A 16,351-nucleotide genomic window follows, 5' to 3' on the forward strand; every position below is an offset into this window, starting at 1 on the left:
TGATCTGACCCCATAAAGTTGGACAATTAATTAAGCAGCTTCTAAGGACTGAGTTCTGTATTGTACAGGGCTTAGTCCTTTTAATTTAACCTTGATTCTTTCATGGTTGTAATAATGAATGTATTCTTTCACAGTTTTCTCTAATTCCTCAACAGAATTAAATTTTTCACCGTAGAAACATTCTGATTTAAGTATTCCAAAGAAACTCTCCATTGATGCATTATCTAAGCAATTTCCTTTACGAGACATACTTTGGGTTAAACCATTTTCTGCTAGTTCTCGCTGATAATGACGCATTTGATATTGCCATCCCTGATCTGAATGGATGATAGGCTTTTCATGATCTGCAAGCTTCGTAAGTGCATCTTTCAACATATTTTTTACTAACTCATACATTGGTCTACGGTGGGTTTGGAAGGCAATAATTTCCCCATTAAACAAGTCCATAATTGGTGATAGGTAAAGCCTATCTCCTCGAATATTAAACTCGGTTACATCCGTTACCCATTTCTGATTTGGTTTGTCAGCTTTAAATTGGCGCTGTAGTACATTATCTGCAACTTGCCCGATGTCCCCTTTGTAAGAACGATATTTTGCGATTCTAATGCGTGATTTAAGTTTCATTGACTGCATGAGTCTTTGTACACATTTATGGTTAATTGTTAATCCCATATTCTTTAAAGCAAGAGTAATTCTACGATAGCCATACCGACCTTTATGCTTATGATAGATCATCTTAATTTGCTGCTTAAGGTCACTGTATTTGTCGTTAAGCTTTGATCGCTGCTCATGATAAAAGTACGTGCTTCGAGCCATCTGTGATGCACGTAATAGATATTTCAATTTATAGTTTTGCCTTAATTCAGAAATGAATCTTGTAACCGTTGCTGTTCGGCTTGTTCCTGTTCTTTCTGCTTCTGAATCAAGGCTCTCCGCTTTTTTAAATAAGCGTTCTCAGCTCGTAGATATGCAAGTTCTTCTAGTAGCTGTTCTTGGGTTTTGTCTCTATCATTCAGAGCATTTTTGACTTTTTTTATCTTAGGCTTTGGCACGGATTTAGGTCGTCCTTTCGGCTTAGCTTTTAAGCCATCTATACCGTGTTCTTCGTATTGGAGCAACCAACTTAATAACTGTGTGTGTGATTTCAGATTAAATTGATTTGTAGCTTCACGTACAGATAAACCTTGTTCAAGAACAGACTGAATAACTTTAAATTTAAATTCAGGAGTATATACAGTATTTGTGTTTTTCCTGCTCAGACCCTCAGCACCATGATTATTATAATTGGCTACCCATTTAGCAACATCGCTATGATGTATTCCAAATTTATGACTTACTTGGTGTCTGCCAAAACCAGATAAGTAATATTGGACAACCTCAAGTTTAAATTCTTGAGAATATTTAGCCATAGAAAAGCACCCTCCAAGTTAGACTGAATGTGTCCAACTTTCGGGGTGCAGTTCAAAAAAGGCGGTTTTTTTATAGGAAAAAAATAAATGACCGCAATGCTTACAGAATGGACAACCGCTTGCCCAGACTGGGAGGAGCGTATTGTCAATAAACAGTCGCTCATGCCTTGTGCTCCTTTGTTTCCACAAGTTGCAGACGTTGCCGAGCGTATATTTAAAGAACTTATCCTTGTTGATGTGATGGATAGCCCAAAAATGGGAGATGTCACACTTGAATGGGTTATTGAGTTTGTACGCGCAATCTTTGGAGCTTATGATCCGAAATCAAAACGCCGTTTAATACGTGAATTTTTTCTTCTTATTTCAAAGAAGAATACTAAGTCTACAATTGCTGCAGGTGTGATGCTTGTTGCATTGTTACTGAATGACCGACTTTCAGCCGAGTTAATTATCTTGGCACCCACTAAGGAAGTCGCAGACAACAGCTTTAACCCGATTCGTGACTTTATCCGCGCAGACGAAGAACTCAGTGCAATGATTAATGTCTCTGAGCACACAAAGACAGTTACACACTTAGGAACTGGTGCAACACTCAAAGTTATCGCAGCGGAATCCAATGCGGCAGCAGGCAAGAAGGCCTCAATCATTCTAATTGATGAGGTCTGGCTTTTTGGTAAGCGTGCCAACGCTGAATCAATGTTTCGTGAAGCAAAAGGCGGTCTGACTTCACGGCCTGAAGGCTGTGTAATTTATCTGTCTACGATGTCAGATGAAGTGCCCTGTGGTGTGTTTAAGCAGCTTTTAGATTATGCCAGAGATGTACGTGACGGAATTAAAGTTGATAAAAGTTTTCTGCCACTTATTTATGAATTCCCTAAGCATCTAGTAGAAGCTGGCGAACATTTAAAACCTGAAAATTTTTATATTACAAACCCAAACTTGGGCGCATCGGTTGATCTTGAATATCTAATTTCGGAATTTAACAAAGTTAAAGATGCTGGTGAAGAATCTCTTAGAGACTTCTTGGCCAAACATTTAAACATCGAAATTGGCATGAATTTACGTGCAAATCGATGGGCTGGTGCAGAGTTCTGGAATCAACAAAAACATGTTTTTGGGCTTGATCAGTTAATTGAGCAATCTGATGTCATCACATTCGGGATTGATGGTGGTGGGCTGGATGATTTGCTTGGAGCTGCTGCATTAGGGAGATTAAAAAAAGATCCTCGTATTTGGTGGCTTTGGAACCATGCATGGGCAAATAAAGTTGCTTTAGAGCGCCGTAAAGAAAACATCCCAAAGTACCAAGACTTTGAAAAAGAGGGAAGTCTGACTGTAGTTGAGAAAGTTGGCGAAGATATCGACCAATTGGCAGCAATTGCCAAGAAAGTCTATGACAGCGGCAAGCTTTATAAAATTGGACTAGATCCACTTGGTTTAGGTGGCTTACTTGACGGGTTGTTAGAAGTTGGAATACCAGAAGAGTCGATGCTTGCTGTTCCACAAGGCTACAAGTTGATGGGTTATATCCTTACAACAGAAAGAAAACTTGCAGAGGGAAATTTATTTCATGCAGGTCAGCAACTCATGACTTGGGCAGCGGGAAATGCGCGTGTCGTAATGGTTGGTAATGGGATGCGAATCACTAAGCAAGAATCAGGGGTGGGGAAAATTGACCCTTTGATTGCAACATTTAATGCCGTGGCTCTAATGACCATGAACCCTGAGCCAACAAATAAAGAATACAACGTCTATTTTTTCTAAATAATTTTTAACTTAAAGCCCGCAAATAGCGGGCTTTTTCTTTTTAAAGGAGAGCTTAATGCCTGCTCTACAGAAATCATTTGGCTCTTTTGAAATTAAGAGCACGAACGAGGAAAAGCGAACTTTTAAAGGGATTGCGAGCACACCAAATGCAGACCGCGCAAAAGACATCATGGTCCCAAGCGGGGCTAAGTTCGAGCTTCCAATGCCACTTCTTTTTCATCATGAGCACAGTGCTCCGATTGGACAGGTCATTGATGCAAAGGTGACTGATAAGGGAATCGAAGTAGAGATTCATATCCCAGAAATCATAGAAGAAGGGAACTTAAAAGCCCGTGTCGATGAAGCCTATCAAAGCCTCAAGTATGGATTAGTTAAAGGGCTTTCAGTTGGGTTTTTAGCCGATTGGGAACAGGCTCAATTTATCGAAGGTGGTGGCATCCAGTTTAACGAATGGGAGTGGTACGAACTCTCACTGGTGACCATTCCATGCAATCGCGACAGTTCAACAGATTATTCAAAAGCTTTCGAGGAATACAAAGCCGCGTTGGGCAATAAACCTCAGAAACCCGCAGCAGATGGCGTTTCATCTGAGCAAAAACACGTAATCGTAAAACTTGGTAGCCCAACTAAGGGTGGAGTATCTCTATGAATAAATATTTAAAACAATTGCTTGATGCGTTGGCAAAAAAACAAGCAGAAAAGCAAGGTGTTATCACTAAAGCATTGGATGATCAGCGCACACCCAATGAAGAAGAAGAAGAGCAAATTACTGCAATTGATCAAGAAATTGCCACAATTCAAAAAAATATTGATCGTGTAAAAGACATGATCAAACAAGCCGAAGAGGCTGGGGAAAATGGAACACCTGTAGCAGGTGGCAGTCCAGAAGAGGCTGCTAATACCGCTGGTGGTGGTAATCCAGCACCACGTGTTGAGGTTGAATCCAATCTTGAAAAAGGTGTTGGTTTTGCAAAATTTGTAAAGTGTCGAATGATTGCCTCAATTGAAGCGAAGAAGGGCAATTATAAATCAGCAGTTGATGTTGCTAAAAGCTTAGGTGAGCCGCCAGAGGTAATTGCCTTAATTGAAAAAGCCACTCTAGGTACAACGACTGATGCTGGTTTTGCTTCACCATTGGTGCATACAAACCGTTTAGTAGGTGAATACATTGAATTGCTTCGCGCTAATACAGTGCTTGATAAGCTGCAATTCCGAAAAGTTCCATTTAATGTTGAAATTCCCGCGCAGGCGACAGGTTCTATGACGGCTTGGGTTGGTGAGGGCGAGGCCAAGCCTTTAACTAATCCAACTTACGCAGATGTCAAAGTCGGCAAGCATAAAGTAGCTGCAATTGTGGTTTACACCCTTGAGCTTTTAGAGGGTAGCGATCCAGCAGTTGATGTATTAATTCGTGATGACTTGGTTGCTTCATCTGCTCAATTCACTGATGCTGAATTCCTTAGCGCTAGTGCAGGAACCACCAAAAAGCCAGCAGGTCTTTTAAATGGCGTTACGCCAATTACTTCAACAGGTAATACACCTGAAGCAGTTGCTAATGACTTGCGCGCTTTACGTGCTCAGTTCCTATCTAACAACCTTTCTCTTGCTGGTGCTTACTACCTTATGAGTGAAGTTAAGGCTGCAGAGCTTGCAGATATGCGCGATGCTTTAGGCAATACCTACTTTAAAGGCATGGAAGCAGGACTTAATCAGAAGACCTTAGGCGGCATCCCAGTTATTGAATCTGAAACTGTGGGTGATGTGATTATTCTTGTTAAAACATCTGAAATTCTGATGGCAGATGGTGGTCAAGTTGAAATTGCTTACTCTGACCAAGCAACTTTAGTTGATGGAACAACTGTTCATAACTTATGGCAAGAAAACAAATTTGCTATTCGTGCTGAACGTTTTGTTTCTTGGGCTAAACGCCGTCCGATTGCTGCAAGCTTCATTCAATACACTTAATTGTTTGAATCTATTGATTAAAAAACAGCCCTTAATTGGGCTGTTTTTATATCTAAGCATCACAATTGTTTAGCTATAGGAACAGTCTCATGAAAATTGAATATTTAAAGCAGATGCATGATGCCAATGTTGGTGACATTAAGGATGTACCAGACTTGGCAGCAAATGTCCTAATTAAAATAGGTGTTGCAAAGCCTTATGAAGAGCAAAAAAAGGCACCCGCTAAACCTAAAAAAGAAGTAAAACCAATCGAATAAGGCGGTAATTATGGGCATTAGAGACTGGTTTAAAGGTAAAAAAAGCCTCCAAAGTGTCCATACTTCTGGGCAAAATGTTTGGAATAGTTTAACCGTTCAAGAGCCATATTCTGGCGCATGGCAGAAAAATGATGAACTTACACGCACTGAGCTGACAGCATCCGATGCTGTATTTTCTTGTGTGAGCCTTATTTCTAAAGACATTGGCAAACTTCCTATTGTACTCAAAACTAAAGTTGATGGTGTTCTGGTACATGCTGACATCCCAGAAAAGCTTCGGGTGTTAAAAAAGCCAAATAACTATCAGACATGGCAACAGTTTCAAGAACAATGGACATCAAGTCTATTATTGCGCGGCAATACCTACGTTTGGAAATTACGCGATGCCTTTGGTGAGGTTTATCGAATGGTGGTTTTAAACCCCGATTTGGTAACACCGCTAATTGATAAAAATGGGAATGTCTTTTACCAATTAAGTAAGGATTGTTTGACTCAGGCAGAATCTGAAATTCTACCAGCTTCTGAAATTATTCATGATCGGATTAATACGTTTTATCATCCATTAGTAGGGCTATCACCAATTATGGCGTGTGGTGTAGTTGCAAAAATGGGGGTGAAAATCCTGAATAATGCTGCAAACTTCTTTGGAAATGGTAGTAGACCGGGTGGAATTCTGGTTGCTCCCGGTCCAATCGCAAAAGAAAAGGCAGAAGAAATTCAAGCGAGATGGAATCAAAACTATTCTGGGTCTAATTATGGCAAAACTGCTGTGATTGGTGATGGAATGACTTATACAGTTTTAGGTATGAGTGCTGCAGATTCCCAAATGCTTGAGCTTTTAGAAATGTCAGGCCGTGTTGTTTGTAGTGTATTTAATGTCCCTCCCTTCAAGATAGGCATTGGAACTGTTCCAGATGACCCAGAAAAGGCAAACGGTATTTATTATTCTGATTGCTTGCAAGCATTTATCGAATCTCGTGAAAACTTGATTGATGAAGGATTAAACCTAGAGTCATTTAAGGTAGAAAGCTTTCTTGATATTGACACTTTAATACGTATGGACTCGGAAAGATTCCACAACATGATTCGTGAAGATGTCAAAGGCTGTATTTTAACGCCAAATGAAGGCCGAGCAAAAATTGGAATGCTTCCTGTTCTTGGTGGTGATGCAATTTATATGCAACAACAAAACTTCTCACTTGAGGCACTTTCAAAGCGGGATTCTAAAGACGATCCATTTGGAAAATCTGAATCGTCATCTCAAAAAACAAATGATGCCCAGAAATCTTTTGATTCACTTTATCAAGGCGTTTTTTCTGTTAATGAAAAATATCAAATGGGCCAATTTGTGACCCATAAAGGAAGTCTGTGGCACTGTGAAAAGGATCATACTGGCGAATTTGATCATGCTAACTTTAAGCTTTGCGTGAAGGGGGCTAAATAATGTCAATTACAGATTTGGCCACTGTCAAGGCTCACTTGCGGTATGACTCAAACGACAATGATTTAGAGCTAGAAGCATATAGAGAAGCAGCAGAACAAGCCGTCTTAGATTATGTGACCGATGAATTTGCAGATGGCAATTATCCGAAACAATTTAAAGTCGCAGTTCTTCTTTTATGTGGTTATTACGATAGCAACCGAAATCTTGAAAATGGAATGATGGTGGATGGCAATTATCTACCACCTCCAGTAAGAGCTTTGCTTTATAAATTTCGAGATCCTACAGCGATTTGAGGTAATTATGGGACAGAAAGCAAACGACCTACGTCACCGCATCACTATTCAAAAGCCCATCCAAACCCAAGATCAAAAAACAAGTAAATTAATTACCTCATGGTCTAATTTTGCCACTATTTGGGCAGAAGTTACTGATCTTTCAACCCGTGATGTTATTGCGGCCAAAGCAGCCAATAGCTCGATACAGGCCCGTGCTAAGGTGCGATATAGCAGCACAACAAAACAAGTTGATAGCACAATGCGGGTACTTTTTGATGGGTACTATTACAAGATTGATGGAAACCCGATGCGAGATCCTGACTCACGCCGTGAGTATTTAACTATCAACCTTGCAACAGGTGATAAAGCATGGAATGGGTGATTTATGGCTACTCAAATACATGGCTTGGAGCCTGCTTTAAGAAAAATGCAGGCAATCGGTAATGAAAAAACTGTAAAACGTATTGCCCGTAAAGCGATGCGGCAGGCAATGAACATTGCAAGAGATGCAGCTCGTCAAAAAGTTAAACGCCTAGATGATCCAACCACTCCAGAAAAAATCTGGAAAGAAATTGTGGTTCAAAATGGCCGGAGTAGAAATAAAAACACTTTGGTTATGCGTGTGGGAGTGCGTGGTGGGGCACGTATTCCATATACAAATAATGCCCAAAATAGACGTGCTGGGCGTGTTGGTCAAACTTACCAAGCGGACGGACGAGTCTTTTACTGGCGATTCCTTGAGTTAGGCACAAGTAAACAGCCTGCTACTCCGTTTTTACGCCCTGCTTTATACGAAAACATTGAACAAGTTACCGATAAATTTGTTCAAGTGTTTAATTTTGAACTCAGCGTGGTTTTAGGTGCAGCTTAATGATTGATGTTCCAATTTTTAAATTAGCCAGAGCAGATCCAGCGGTTAAGGCTCTACTTGAAAGCGATGGAATTTTGCGAGTCTGGAAGTTTGGAAGTGCTCCAGATGAGCCACAAGCGCCATATGTGACATGGCAAACAATTTCTGGTGATTCAAATAGCAACCTTGATTCACGTCCTGTTTCAGACAATGCAATTATTCAAATTGATGTATATGCAACTGATGAGGATGTTGTTGATCAGGTTGCAAAAGCAATTCGCTTCGCAATTGAACTTGATTGTTATGTGGTTCGTTATGGCGAGGCAGATAAGGACCCCGTAACAGGAATGCCTCATTATTCTTTTGATGTTAGCTGGATCGTAAACCGCTAATAAAACTTAAACCATATTTTCACTTAGCACCCATTTCGGGTGCTTTTTTTATGCCTAAAATTAAGGAGCGCTCTTAATGGCTAATGTTAAAACTCAAAAAACACAGTTATTTACTGTGTTAAATGGTCAAGTGGTTCGTTTTGTTTGCTCTAAACGGATTGACTTGGGGCAAGATTCATTTCAAAAAATTGATGTAACTTGTCTTGATGCAGAATCAAAACAGTATGTTCGCGGTATGCGTGATCCTGGTGAAGGTGCAATAGAAATCGATTACGATGATACGAACACCAGTCATGACAAGTTAATTGAAATTGCCGAATCTGGAGAGATTTTAGAGTGGCATGTTGGTTCGGGTCATGCTTCCACCGCTCCAACTTATGATGCTACTACCGGTATTGATTTGCCAGAGGATCGTATGTGGTGGTCATTCAAGGGTTATATTAATCCTACTGCACCTAATGCATTTGAAGTCGATTCTGTAGTTGGTTATTCATTCACATTGATTCGTACTTCTGGCGTAACTCCAACTAAACGCACGGTGGCTCCATAATGGCTAAGATCAGCATTGCAGACTTAAAGCAGAGTGTAACTACTCTAAACGTTCCAGTTAAAAAAGCCGTCAAGTGGAATGTTGAAGCGACTGAAAGTAATATTGAGTCACTAAAAAAATTGACGAAAAACAAATCATTAGAGCTTGGTGATATTGTTGAGCTTGAAGCTGATATTTTTGTCAAAAAAATGAACTTCAAGGAAAGTCGAGAGGCATCCAAGGCAATTGAATGGGATCTTAATTATGAGAATCTTGAGGATTCAAAGGTTAAGAAAATCGACTCAACTCACATGCAAGCTGCTCAATTACTTGGTTCAATTTGCTCAGATCAAAAGGGGACACCTTTTTTCTCAACTGTTAATGACATCTATAAGGCAGAGCCTAGTTTAATAAATGCTATGTATGCTGCTGCTGATGAAGTTAATAATTTTTTGGGAAAGTCTCGGAAGAAGAGCTTGCAGACAGAGAACTCCTCATTGAACTCGTCCTCAATGGAATCGGTGGAAGCACTTTAGCAGAAGCCGAATTAAACATTAGTCATAAAGAGTTGATGGAATGGAGAGCCTATCGTCAAAAATATGGCTCTCTTTTCTTTGGTCGCCGTTTAGAGCAAAGCTTTGGAAGCTGGATGGCACATTACACAGGCTTCAAAGTTAAAGAGGGAACAAAAGTAGACCCTTATATATTTATGCCTCATGAAACGCCTCCAGACGATGACAATTCATTGTCATTAGAGGAATATCTAGAAAGGTTCCATAGTAACTAGCCCTGCCATAAGGTGGGGCATGTGACATTTACATACCGTTTTGTTAAATTGAAGAAAATTGAAAAAAATGGTGTGTAAATGAATAAGTTTTTAATTATTGTTATTTTGGGCTGTTTGTTACTTGGATGTGGAAAAACAGAAGAAGAAAAACTCAATGACGAAAGGCAGAAACTCGACTTACAAGTGCAAAAAATTGTTAGAGATGTGTTAAAAGATGGCGATACAGCTAAGTTTCGTAATCAATGGGAGCTATGCGGTGAGGTAAATGCTAAAAATAGTTTTGGCGCCTATACTGGCTTTCAGCGATATGTAGTAACAGAGGAAAAAATATTTTTTGAAACTGACTTCAACACTGATTCAACGTCTTTAGAAATTTTCAATAAACTTTGGAATGTCAACTGTAAAAGATAGTTAAACATTAATTTTTAAAAACCCCGCTAATTAGTGGGGTTTTTTATTGCCCGGAGAAAAGTAATGGCCACAACTTCACTTGGCAGATTAACACTGGATCTAGTGGTTCAGACGGCTAGTTTTTCAGAGCCACTAAGTAGAGCTGAACGGCAGGCGCGAACATCGAGTCAAGGGATTGCTAATTCTTTAAATATTGCTGCTATTGCTGTAAGTGCATTGAGTGGAGCAGTGGCTGGTCTTTCAGTGGCTCAGCTTGTTAATTTTAGTGATCAAGTTATTCAGACTGGAAATGATATTCAAAAGTTTTCAAAACTTGCGAATGCTTCAGTGCGTGAATTTCAGTATTACGCCAAAGGGGCAGAAACTGCTGGAATTTCATTGGAATCTTTTGCAGATAAAATGAAAGACATGCAGGATCGTATAGGCGATTTTCAGCAAACAGGTGGTGGGCCTTTAGCTGACTTTTTCACCAATATTGCCCCTAAAGTTGGGGTAACTATTCAACAGTTTCAGAAATTATCAGGACCTCAAGCGTTACAGCTATTTTATAATTCTTTAGAGAAAGCTGGCGCGTCAACAAATGACATGAAGTTTTATATGGAAGCAATCATTTCTGATTCTTCTTTGTTAATTCCATTGCTTGAAAAAAATGGTCAAGGTTTTAAGAAGTGGGGTGATGCCGCTGAAAAGGCTGGCGCTATCATGTCTGATGATTTAGTTACGAGCTTGGCAGAAGCAAAAGAAAGTCTTCAATTAATGGATCTACAATGGCAAGGGGTTGAAGCCAGATTAATAAATAGTGTCGTTCCTGCTATCGAAACGGTTATAGAGAATTGGGATGATATTAAAGCGGTAACTATTGCCGTATCTGCTGGCATTGCAACTAGATTTGTTCCTGCTTTAGTTGTTGCAACATATCAACTAGGACAAACTGCTATTTTTGCAGTCCGTGCTGGTGTGGGCTTGGCAAGTTTTGCTAGATCTGCTGGTGCTACGGCTGGAGTCATGGCTTTACTCGGTGGGCCTGCTGGATTGGCAATGTTAGCAACACAAATTGCTGTAGCTGGTGGTGCATATTTATTGATGACCAAACACACTGAAGATGCAACAAGTGCATTTGAAGAGCAAGGTTTAGCAATTAGTGAACTTCGAGAAAAATATAAAAGCTTTACCGCAGCACAGTTAGCTATAAAAGGTATTGAGGCAAGTGAGGAGGTTGAAAAACAAACCAAAGAACTAAAAAGTCTTCTTACAGCGTTAGAACAATTTGAAAACGACTTGAAAGTTCAAGGTGATATTAAGCAATTTACAGCGATTCAAGCGTACCTTGCTAGCTTAAAACAAGGTGGGGATGAAGCTAAGAATGCTTTTGCTCAGCTACAAAAGCAAGGATTGGTTAGTGAGAGTACACTTAAGTTTGTTGCTGAATTAGATACAAAAATTAATGCTGCTAATAACACTATAGATCGTCAAAAAGAGATCCAAAAATTAGTTAAAGATGCCACCAATGATGCAACAAAGGCACAGCAAGACCAAGCAAAAGCTGTCAATGAATCTGCTAAGGCATGGCAATCACTGACACAAAAACAGCGAGAATATATTAATCAGGCCAACAAGGATGCTTTGCGTGAGAAGTATATTCAGGAAAATATGCGTGTAGGTGGTTGGACTAGAGAGAAGGCTGAATTTTTTGCTGATGTTCAAGCTAATACCAATGAAGAAAATGCATATAAAATTAAATTGCCAAAAGCGGTTGCTGATGCAGCACTTAATAGCTTTAATCGCAAAAACTATACTTTTGGGAAACCTGAGTTAGAGGCAATTGCTCGTGCACAAGGTATTGCTAAGGCAAATAATTTTGCTCAGATTGAAAGTTTGTATGGTTTGCCTGCTGGAACATTAGCAGCCTTGATTCTTCAAGAGTCTGGGGCGAATGCTGGAGCAAAAAGTCATACTGGGGCAACAGGTCTTTTTCAAACTACTAGCGTGTTTAGAAAACAGTATGGTCTTAATGCCAAAAGTTCGATTGAAGAAGTTGCAACAGCAGCGGCTAAAGACTTATCTAAACATTTGGCTGATTTTGGAGCCATGGATAAAGCACTCATGGCCTACAATGCAGGTGCAGGTGGCTTAAGGACCTATTTAAAAGGTGGTCTATCAGATAGCAAGCGTAAAGAGGTTGCTGGTTACGCACCGGGTTTCCAGAAGTGGTTCGCCGGAGTATCTGGAAAATCTACTGTAGACAATTCAATTTTAATGCCCACACAGGCAGATCAACTTGAATTAATTAATAAGGCTGCTGAATCTCAAAAAGCCATTGATGATGCTAAAAAAGATGTCGATGCTCGGTATTACACCGAAGCTCAACGACTTGCAAAAGAGCATCAAGATAATATTGAAAAGATTACCTTCGCCTATGCTGGAACACCACAGTTAAAGGAAAAATTGGCTCAAGAGAATGCTTTATATGCCGCTCAAATTGCAAAACTTGAGTCCGATAAAAAGGAGGAGTACAACCAGTACTTTGCTTTTGAAACTGATCGAATCAAGCAGATTGAACAAAACTTTGATCGACAAAAAGAGTTAATCGACTCTAATGCCGAGTATGAGTACGGGAAATCGAAAAAAGCTTTAGAGATTAAAGCTGCTCTTGAGCGTCAAAAACAAGCTGAAATTGCAGCTGTAAAACGCGAAGAAGATGCACAAATTCAGTCGGCGTTTGAGGGTTATCTTAATCAGACTGAAATTGTAGTGAAGCGCTACCAACGTGAACGTGAAGAAATACTTCAAACTTATAGTTTAAGTAAACGTGTTCGCGAAGAGATGGCAAAATCTAAGGATTATGCAATTTTTGAAACTTTAAACCAAGCTTCTGACAGCGTCTTTCAAGTTGGTCAGAACTCTGCTCAATCTCTATTTAATAGACTTAATCCTGAAGAGTTTTCAAAGTTTAATTTGCAAAATCAATATTCTTCAGATTTCGGAGGACTCCAAACATCCTACAACGATGAAGTTGCTGGAATAAGTGCAATATCAGATGAGAATCTTCGCAATTCTATGCTTTTAGATGCACATGAGCAGTATTTGCAATCGAAAGCCGCACTTGATGCAGATTACGCACAAAAAGAGCGTGATTTGGATCAACAGAATTTTGAAACCAAGATGCAAGTTTATTCGCAAATTGCTGGAATGACTGGGCAGGTCTTTTCAGACATGACCGCACTATTAGAGCAAAGTGTTGGGAAGTCAAATGCACTTTACAAAACTATGTTCTTTGCCTCTAAGGCTGCTTCAATAGCTCAAGCAATTGTTAACACGGAAGAGGGGGCTACAAAAGCACTGGCGCAAGGTGGCGCTTATGGAAGTGTATTGGCTGGAGTTGTTAGGGCAACAGGTTATGCTTCAGTTGGTATCATGGCAGCTCAAACAATCCAAGGTATGGCCCACAACGGTATAGATAATATCCCGCGTGAAGGTACATGGCTTTTAGATGGTGGTGAACGTGTACTGAATCCAAAACAGAATCAGGACCTAACCAGATTCTTAAATGATCGCCAGAGTGCAAACAATGGAAGCATTTCAATCAAAGTTGAAGTAAACGATTCAGTTGTAAGCACCTCAGGTGCCAATACACAAGATCAGAAGCAGCTCGGCCAGATGATCGGCAATGCAGTTCGCGCCGTGATTCGGCAGGAACAACGGCAAGGGGGATTGTTGAGTAAGTAATAAATATTTTAGTCGAAGAAAAACCATGATTTTTAATCATGGTTTTTTTATTTTCAGTGAAAACATTTAAAAATTAACAAGGACTTAAATAGTTATGACTCATGTTCAAAATAAACTTGGAAAAATTACTATTGGATGTATGATGAACCAATTTAACAATAGTGGTTTTGAGACAATGAAGATTACATCTTTGGGGTTGGAAAATGTTGGCGGGATTTCAAACTTAAATCTGGAAAACCTCAACCCTCAAATGAACATTATTTGTGGTGAAAATGGGGTTGGGAAAACTAATATTTTAGACTCTATTGCATCTTGGTTTTCTGAGAATGATAAAAATACACTTAAAAAGAAAGTTGGTAGTGATAAAGGTAAAATTCTTGTTATTACAGATAACTTGGGCAGTAATCATTATGAAATCTCAATTGATAAGTTTGATCCTGAACAATATGACAGCTATTTAAATAATCAAAACTATGGCAATGTTAAGAAAAGCCTTTTATATTTAAAGACAAACAGAGGGATTGATTACAAGAAGATTTCCTCAATTCAAGCTGACCCTGATATTGAACATCGTGCTAGATATAATGCCACAGGTATAAACAATGACGACATAAAAGACTGGCTTCTGAATCGAATACTGCATAGTGGGCATGAAAAACATTTATCTGAAATACAGTTAAAAAACCTTGAATTTGCTAAAGAGAGTTTTAGTCTTCTTAATCCAGACTTCAAATATAGTCGATTAAACACCAGTAATGAGTTATTTGTTAACACGCCTACAGGTGAAATATATTTTGAGTATTTATCGTCAGGATTTAAATCAATAATTTACATCTTGCTAGGGATTATCAAGGAAATTGATTATCGACTAAAACACGATGATACAGCGGCACGCGACTATAATGGAATCATTTTAATTGATGAAATTGAATTACATCTTCATCCTGAGTGGCAAGGACGGATATGTGAGGTCTTAAAAGTCGCTTTTCCAAATGCTCAGTTTTTTATTTCTACTCATAGTCCTCATGTGGTTCAAACTGCTCTCAAAGGTGAAGTTGTTGCTTTGGAGCGTAAAGATGGCAATGTTGGAAGGCGAGAATTACCTGAGTCTCAGTATGGCTACCAAGGTTGGACGGTTGAGGAAATTCTTGAAGATGTGATGGGCATGGTTGATTTAAGGACTCAAAAATATAAGGAAATAAAAGGGCGCTTTGATAAAGCACTTGAAGATAAAGACCGTAACGCTGCTCATATAGCTTATGAAGAACTTGACAAAATGCTTCACCCTCAATATCCATTACGTCCTGTTTTTAGAATGCAACTTGATAGTCTTGGAGAATAATCCATGATTAAGTTGCAAAGAGGTGTCAGACCTACTTATTTGAGTGATCAGAAAGTTCAAGAGCTCACAGATATATTTAAAGCAGATAAAAATAAGACTGTTTGGAAGCAAGAATCAATAGGTGAGTCTTTATTGACCAGTTCATCCTTCAAATGCGCATATTGTGAATGTAAATTACAAATTGAAGATTCATACATGCAAGTCGAGCATTTTAAGGATAAGGATACTTATCCTGATGATGTTGTAGACTGGGAAAATTTACTACCATCTTGTGGACGTTGTAATCGGAAAAAATGGACATTAGATGTTATAACCAATCCAATTGTTAATCCATATATTGACGAGCCAAAGGTGCACTTATGTCAAGAGTCATTTAGGCTTTATGGGAAGGATGAAAAAGGCAAGACTACTGTTAAAAAGTTGTTTTTGAATGATGATGATCGTGTGGTTTTACCAAGATTTTTAGTTTGTAATGAATTGAATCGACAATTATCAATAGCTGCCTCAAGTTTTACCGACATTGATAATTCAAGAGATTCAATGTCCACCATATTGTCTTCTTGTCAATCGGATAAGCCATATTCAGCATTTTTGGCCACTACTTTGCATACAAACCAAGATTACTTATACATCAAAAAACATCTTGAAGACTGTCAGATGTGGGATCATGATCTTGAAGCCTTGCATCAATTGTCTCTGAAATTGGTATTAGATCAACGCTAACTATTAATCCTAATAAGAAAACCTCGCTAAATGCGAGGTTTAATTTTTTAAATCATTGAAATAAAAATTTTTAGGAGGTTTGCTTTCAAATGAGCAACCAAAAATTTGACTGGCCAAGTGACTTGGACGGTAACTCCAACACTCAGAACTTCAATGTTCTGACTTCAAAGTTTGGTGATGGATATGAGCAAAATGTCTCAATAGGAATCAATAACCGAACAGGTACTTGGCAATATTCACGGACAGCAAAAAAAGCCGAAATTATGCAAATCAAAGCATTCTTCGATCAGCACAAGGGCGCAGATTCATTTTTATGGGATTCGCCTTTAGATGGTGAGGTTCGAGTTAAAACAGGTGAATATCAACCCCGTTGTTTGGGCGGTGATGTTTGGCAAATCTCAACGACTTTCACCCAAGTTTTTTACCCTTAATTTAAACCCCTTTAAAGCCCCTTTTTAGGGGCTTTTTTATGCG

General features: G+C 39.1%; 18 protein-coding genes. 17 read left to right on the forward strand and 1 reads right to left on the reverse strand.

Translation table 11 applies throughout. From position 1 onward, the window contains the following. Positions 1 to 30: 30 nt before the first annotated feature. Positions 31 to 1,409 (reverse strand): IS3-like element ISAba45 family transposase gene (locus tag MKL62_RS11020; RefSeq protein WP_094081405.1). Its coding sequence is split into 2 segments (ribosomal slippage): positions 31 to 935 and positions 935 to 1,409, totalling 1,380 coding nucleotides; the frame shifts between segments, so codons are not numbered across the junction. 87 nt (positions 1,410 to 1,496) lie between these two features. Between MKL62_RS11020 and MKL62_RS11025 the strand changes: the two genes are divergently transcribed. From MKL62_RS11025 to MKL62_RS11105, 17 genes are all read left to right on the forward strand, one after another. Beyond that, positions 1,497 to 3,173, forward strand: coding sequence for a terminase large subunit (locus MKL62_RS11025; protein WP_270899764.1), 1,677 nt, complete (start codon positions 1,497 to 1,499; stop codon positions 3,171 to 3,173). A 58-nt stretch (positions 3,174 to 3,231) separates the two neighbouring features. Beyond that, complete coding sequence (locus MKL62_RS11030; protein ID WP_031979550.1) at positions 3,232 to 3,825, forward strand: HK97 family phage prohead protease; 594 nt, start codon at positions 3,232 to 3,234, stop codon at positions 3,823 to 3,825. After that, entirely contained in the window at positions 3,822 to 5,141 is a 1,320-nt protein-coding gene (locus tag MKL62_RS11035) for a phage major capsid protein (RefSeq protein WP_031979551.1), read from the forward strand. The genes MKL62_RS11030 and MKL62_RS11035 overlap by 4 nt, the downstream gene beginning before the upstream one ends. Before the next feature lie 89 nt (positions 5,142 to 5,230). After that, the gene (locus tag MKL62_RS11040) at positions 5,231 to 5,398 is read left to right on the forward strand and encodes a hypothetical protein (protein WP_000687966.1); all 168 of its coding nucleotides are present in this window, start codon (positions 5,231 to 5,233) and stop codon (positions 5,396 to 5,398) included. Positions 5,399 to 5,408: 10 nt separating this feature from the next. Next, positions 5,409 to 6,842 (forward strand): phage portal protein, encoded by a 1,434-nt coding sequence (locus tag MKL62_RS11045; RefSeq protein ID WP_032061922.1) that lies wholly within the window; start codon positions 5,409 to 5,411, stop codon positions 6,840 to 6,842. Beyond that, complete coding sequence (locus MKL62_RS11050) at positions 6,842 to 7,135, forward strand: head-tail connector protein (protein ID WP_038405859.1); 294 nt, start codon at positions 6,842 to 6,844, stop codon at positions 7,133 to 7,135. The genes MKL62_RS11045 and MKL62_RS11050 overlap by 1 nt, the downstream gene beginning before the upstream one ends. A gap of 7 nt (positions 7,136 to 7,142) precedes the next feature. Further along, complete coding sequence (locus tag MKL62_RS11055) at positions 7,143 to 7,499, forward strand: phage head closure protein (RefSeq protein WP_270899765.1); 357 nt, start codon at positions 7,143 to 7,145, stop codon at positions 7,497 to 7,499. Positions 7,500 to 7,502: 3 nt separating this feature from the next. Next, positions 7,503 to 7,988: an HK97-gp10 family putative phage morphogenesis protein gene (locus MKL62_RS11060; RefSeq protein ID WP_086262150.1), complete on the forward strand. Its 486-nt coding sequence runs from the start codon at positions 7,503 to 7,505 to the stop codon at positions 7,986 to 7,988. Continuing rightward, positions 7,988 to 8,359, forward strand: coding sequence for a tail completion protein gp17 (gene gp17, locus MKL62_RS11065; RefSeq protein ID WP_000568017.1), 372 nt, complete (start codon positions 7,988 to 7,990; stop codon positions 8,357 to 8,359). The genes MKL62_RS11060 and gp17 overlap by 1 nt, the downstream gene beginning before the upstream one ends. Before the next feature lie 76 nt (positions 8,360 to 8,435). Then, positions 8,436 to 8,909 (forward strand): phage tail tube protein, encoded by a 474-nt coding sequence (locus MKL62_RS11070; RefSeq protein ID WP_038808725.1) that lies wholly within the window; start codon positions 8,436 to 8,438, stop codon positions 8,907 to 8,909. Then, positions 8,909 to 9,424, forward strand: coding sequence for a phage tail assembly chaperone family protein, TAC (locus MKL62_RS11075; protein ID WP_270899766.1), 516 nt, complete (start codon positions 8,909 to 8,911; stop codon positions 9,422 to 9,424). Before MKL62_RS11070 ends, MKL62_RS11075 begins: the two co-directional genes overlap by 1 nt. 32 nt (positions 9,425 to 9,456) lie before the next feature. Next, on the forward strand, positions 9,457 to 9,675 hold the full coding sequence (locus MKL62_RS11080) for a hypothetical protein (protein ID WP_000970840.1): 219 nt from the start codon (positions 9,457 to 9,459) through the stop codon (positions 9,673 to 9,675). A 78-nt stretch (positions 9,676 to 9,753) separates the two neighbouring features. Continuing rightward, entirely contained in the window at positions 9,754 to 10,086 is a 333-nt protein-coding gene (locus MKL62_RS11085) for a hypothetical protein (RefSeq protein WP_107908744.1), read from the forward strand. A gap of 63 nt (positions 10,087 to 10,149) precedes the next feature. Beyond that, the gene (locus tag MKL62_RS11090) at positions 10,150 to 13,812 is read left to right on the forward strand and encodes a transglycosylase SLT domain-containing protein (protein WP_270899767.1); all 3,663 of its coding nucleotides are present in this window, start codon (positions 10,150 to 10,152) and stop codon (positions 13,810 to 13,812) included. 94 nt (positions 13,813 to 13,906) lie between these two features. Continuing rightward, on the forward strand, positions 13,907 to 15,154 hold the full coding sequence (locus tag MKL62_RS11095) for an AAA family ATPase (protein ID WP_228131583.1): 1,248 nt from the start codon (positions 13,907 to 13,909) through the stop codon (positions 15,152 to 15,154). Between the two features lie 3 nt (positions 15,155 to 15,157). Then, on the forward strand, positions 15,158 to 15,877 hold the full coding sequence (locus tag MKL62_RS11100) for an HNH endonuclease (RefSeq protein WP_031959353.1): 720 nt from the start codon (positions 15,158 to 15,160) through the stop codon (positions 15,875 to 15,877). Between the two features lie 89 nt (positions 15,878 to 15,966). Further along, positions 15,967 to 16,308, forward strand: coding sequence for a phage tail protein (locus tag MKL62_RS11105; protein ID WP_238794288.1), 342 nt, complete (start codon positions 15,967 to 15,969; stop codon positions 16,306 to 16,308). The last annotated feature ends 43 nt before the right edge of the window (positions 16,309 to 16,351 follow it).

The sequence above is a fragment of the Acinetobacter sp. AOR01_HL genome (genome assembly GCF_027855455.1).
Lineage (GTDB): Bacteria > Pseudomonadota > Gammaproteobacteria > Pseudomonadales > Moraxellaceae > Acinetobacter > Acinetobacter baumannii.

What these genes read in the sequence shown, in the direction of transcription:
- MKL62_RS11075 (WP_270899766.1), top strand. Translation starts at nt 8,909, where the DNA reads ATGGCTAAGATCAGCATTGCAGACTTAAAGCAGAGTGTAACTACTCTA.
- gp17 (WP_000568017.1), top strand. Translation starts at nt 7,988, where the DNA reads ATGATTGATGTTCCAATTTTTAAATTAGCCAGAGCAGATCCAGCGGTT.
- MKL62_RS11090 (WP_270899767.1), top strand. Translation starts at nt 10,150, where the DNA reads ATGGCCACAACTTCACTTGGCAGATTAACACTGGATCTAGTGGTTCAG.
- MKL62_RS11040 (WP_000687966.1), top strand. Translation starts at nt 5,231, where the DNA reads ATGAAAATTGAATATTTAAAGCAGATGCATGATGCCAATGTTGGTGAC.
- MKL62_RS11055 (WP_270899765.1), top strand. Translation starts at nt 7,143, where the DNA reads ATGGGACAGAAAGCAAACGACCTACGTCACCGCATCACTATTCAAAAG.
- MKL62_RS11070 (WP_038808725.1), top strand. Translation starts at nt 8,436, where the DNA reads ATGGCTAATGTTAAAACTCAAAAAACACAGTTATTTACTGTGTTAAAT.
- MKL62_RS11025 (WP_270899764.1), top strand. Translation starts at nt 1,497, where the DNA reads ATGACCGCAATGCTTACAGAATGGACAACCGCTTGCCCAGACTGGGAG.
- MKL62_RS11060 (WP_086262150.1), top strand. Translation starts at nt 7,503, where the DNA reads ATGGCTACTCAAATACATGGCTTGGAGCCTGCTTTAAGAAAAATGCAG.
- MKL62_RS11085 (WP_107908744.1), top strand. Translation starts at nt 9,754, where the DNA reads ATGAATAAGTTTTTAATTATTGTTATTTTGGGCTGTTTGTTACTTGGA.
- MKL62_RS11105 (WP_238794288.1), top strand. Translation starts at nt 15,967, where the DNA reads ATGAGCAACCAAAAATTTGACTGGCCAAGTGACTTGGACGGTAACTCC.
- MKL62_RS11050 (WP_038405859.1), top strand. Translation starts at nt 6,842, where the DNA reads ATGTCAATTACAGATTTGGCCACTGTCAAGGCTCACTTGCGGTATGAC.
- MKL62_RS11095 (WP_228131583.1), top strand. Translation starts at nt 13,907, where the DNA reads ATGACTCATGTTCAAAATAAACTTGGAAAAATTACTATTGGATGTATG.
- MKL62_RS11100 (WP_031959353.1), top strand. Translation starts at nt 15,158, where the DNA reads ATGATTAAGTTGCAAAGAGGTGTCAGACCTACTTATTTGAGTGATCAG.
- MKL62_RS11045 (WP_032061922.1), top strand. Translation starts at nt 5,409, where the DNA reads ATGGGCATTAGAGACTGGTTTAAAGGTAAAAAAAGCCTCCAAAGTGTC.
- MKL62_RS11035 (WP_031979551.1), top strand. Translation starts at nt 3,822, where the DNA reads ATGAATAAATATTTAAAACAATTGCTTGATGCGTTGGCAAAAAAACAA.
- MKL62_RS11030 (WP_031979550.1), top strand. Translation starts at nt 3,232, where the DNA reads ATGCCTGCTCTACAGAAATCATTTGGCTCTTTTGAAATTAAGAGCACG.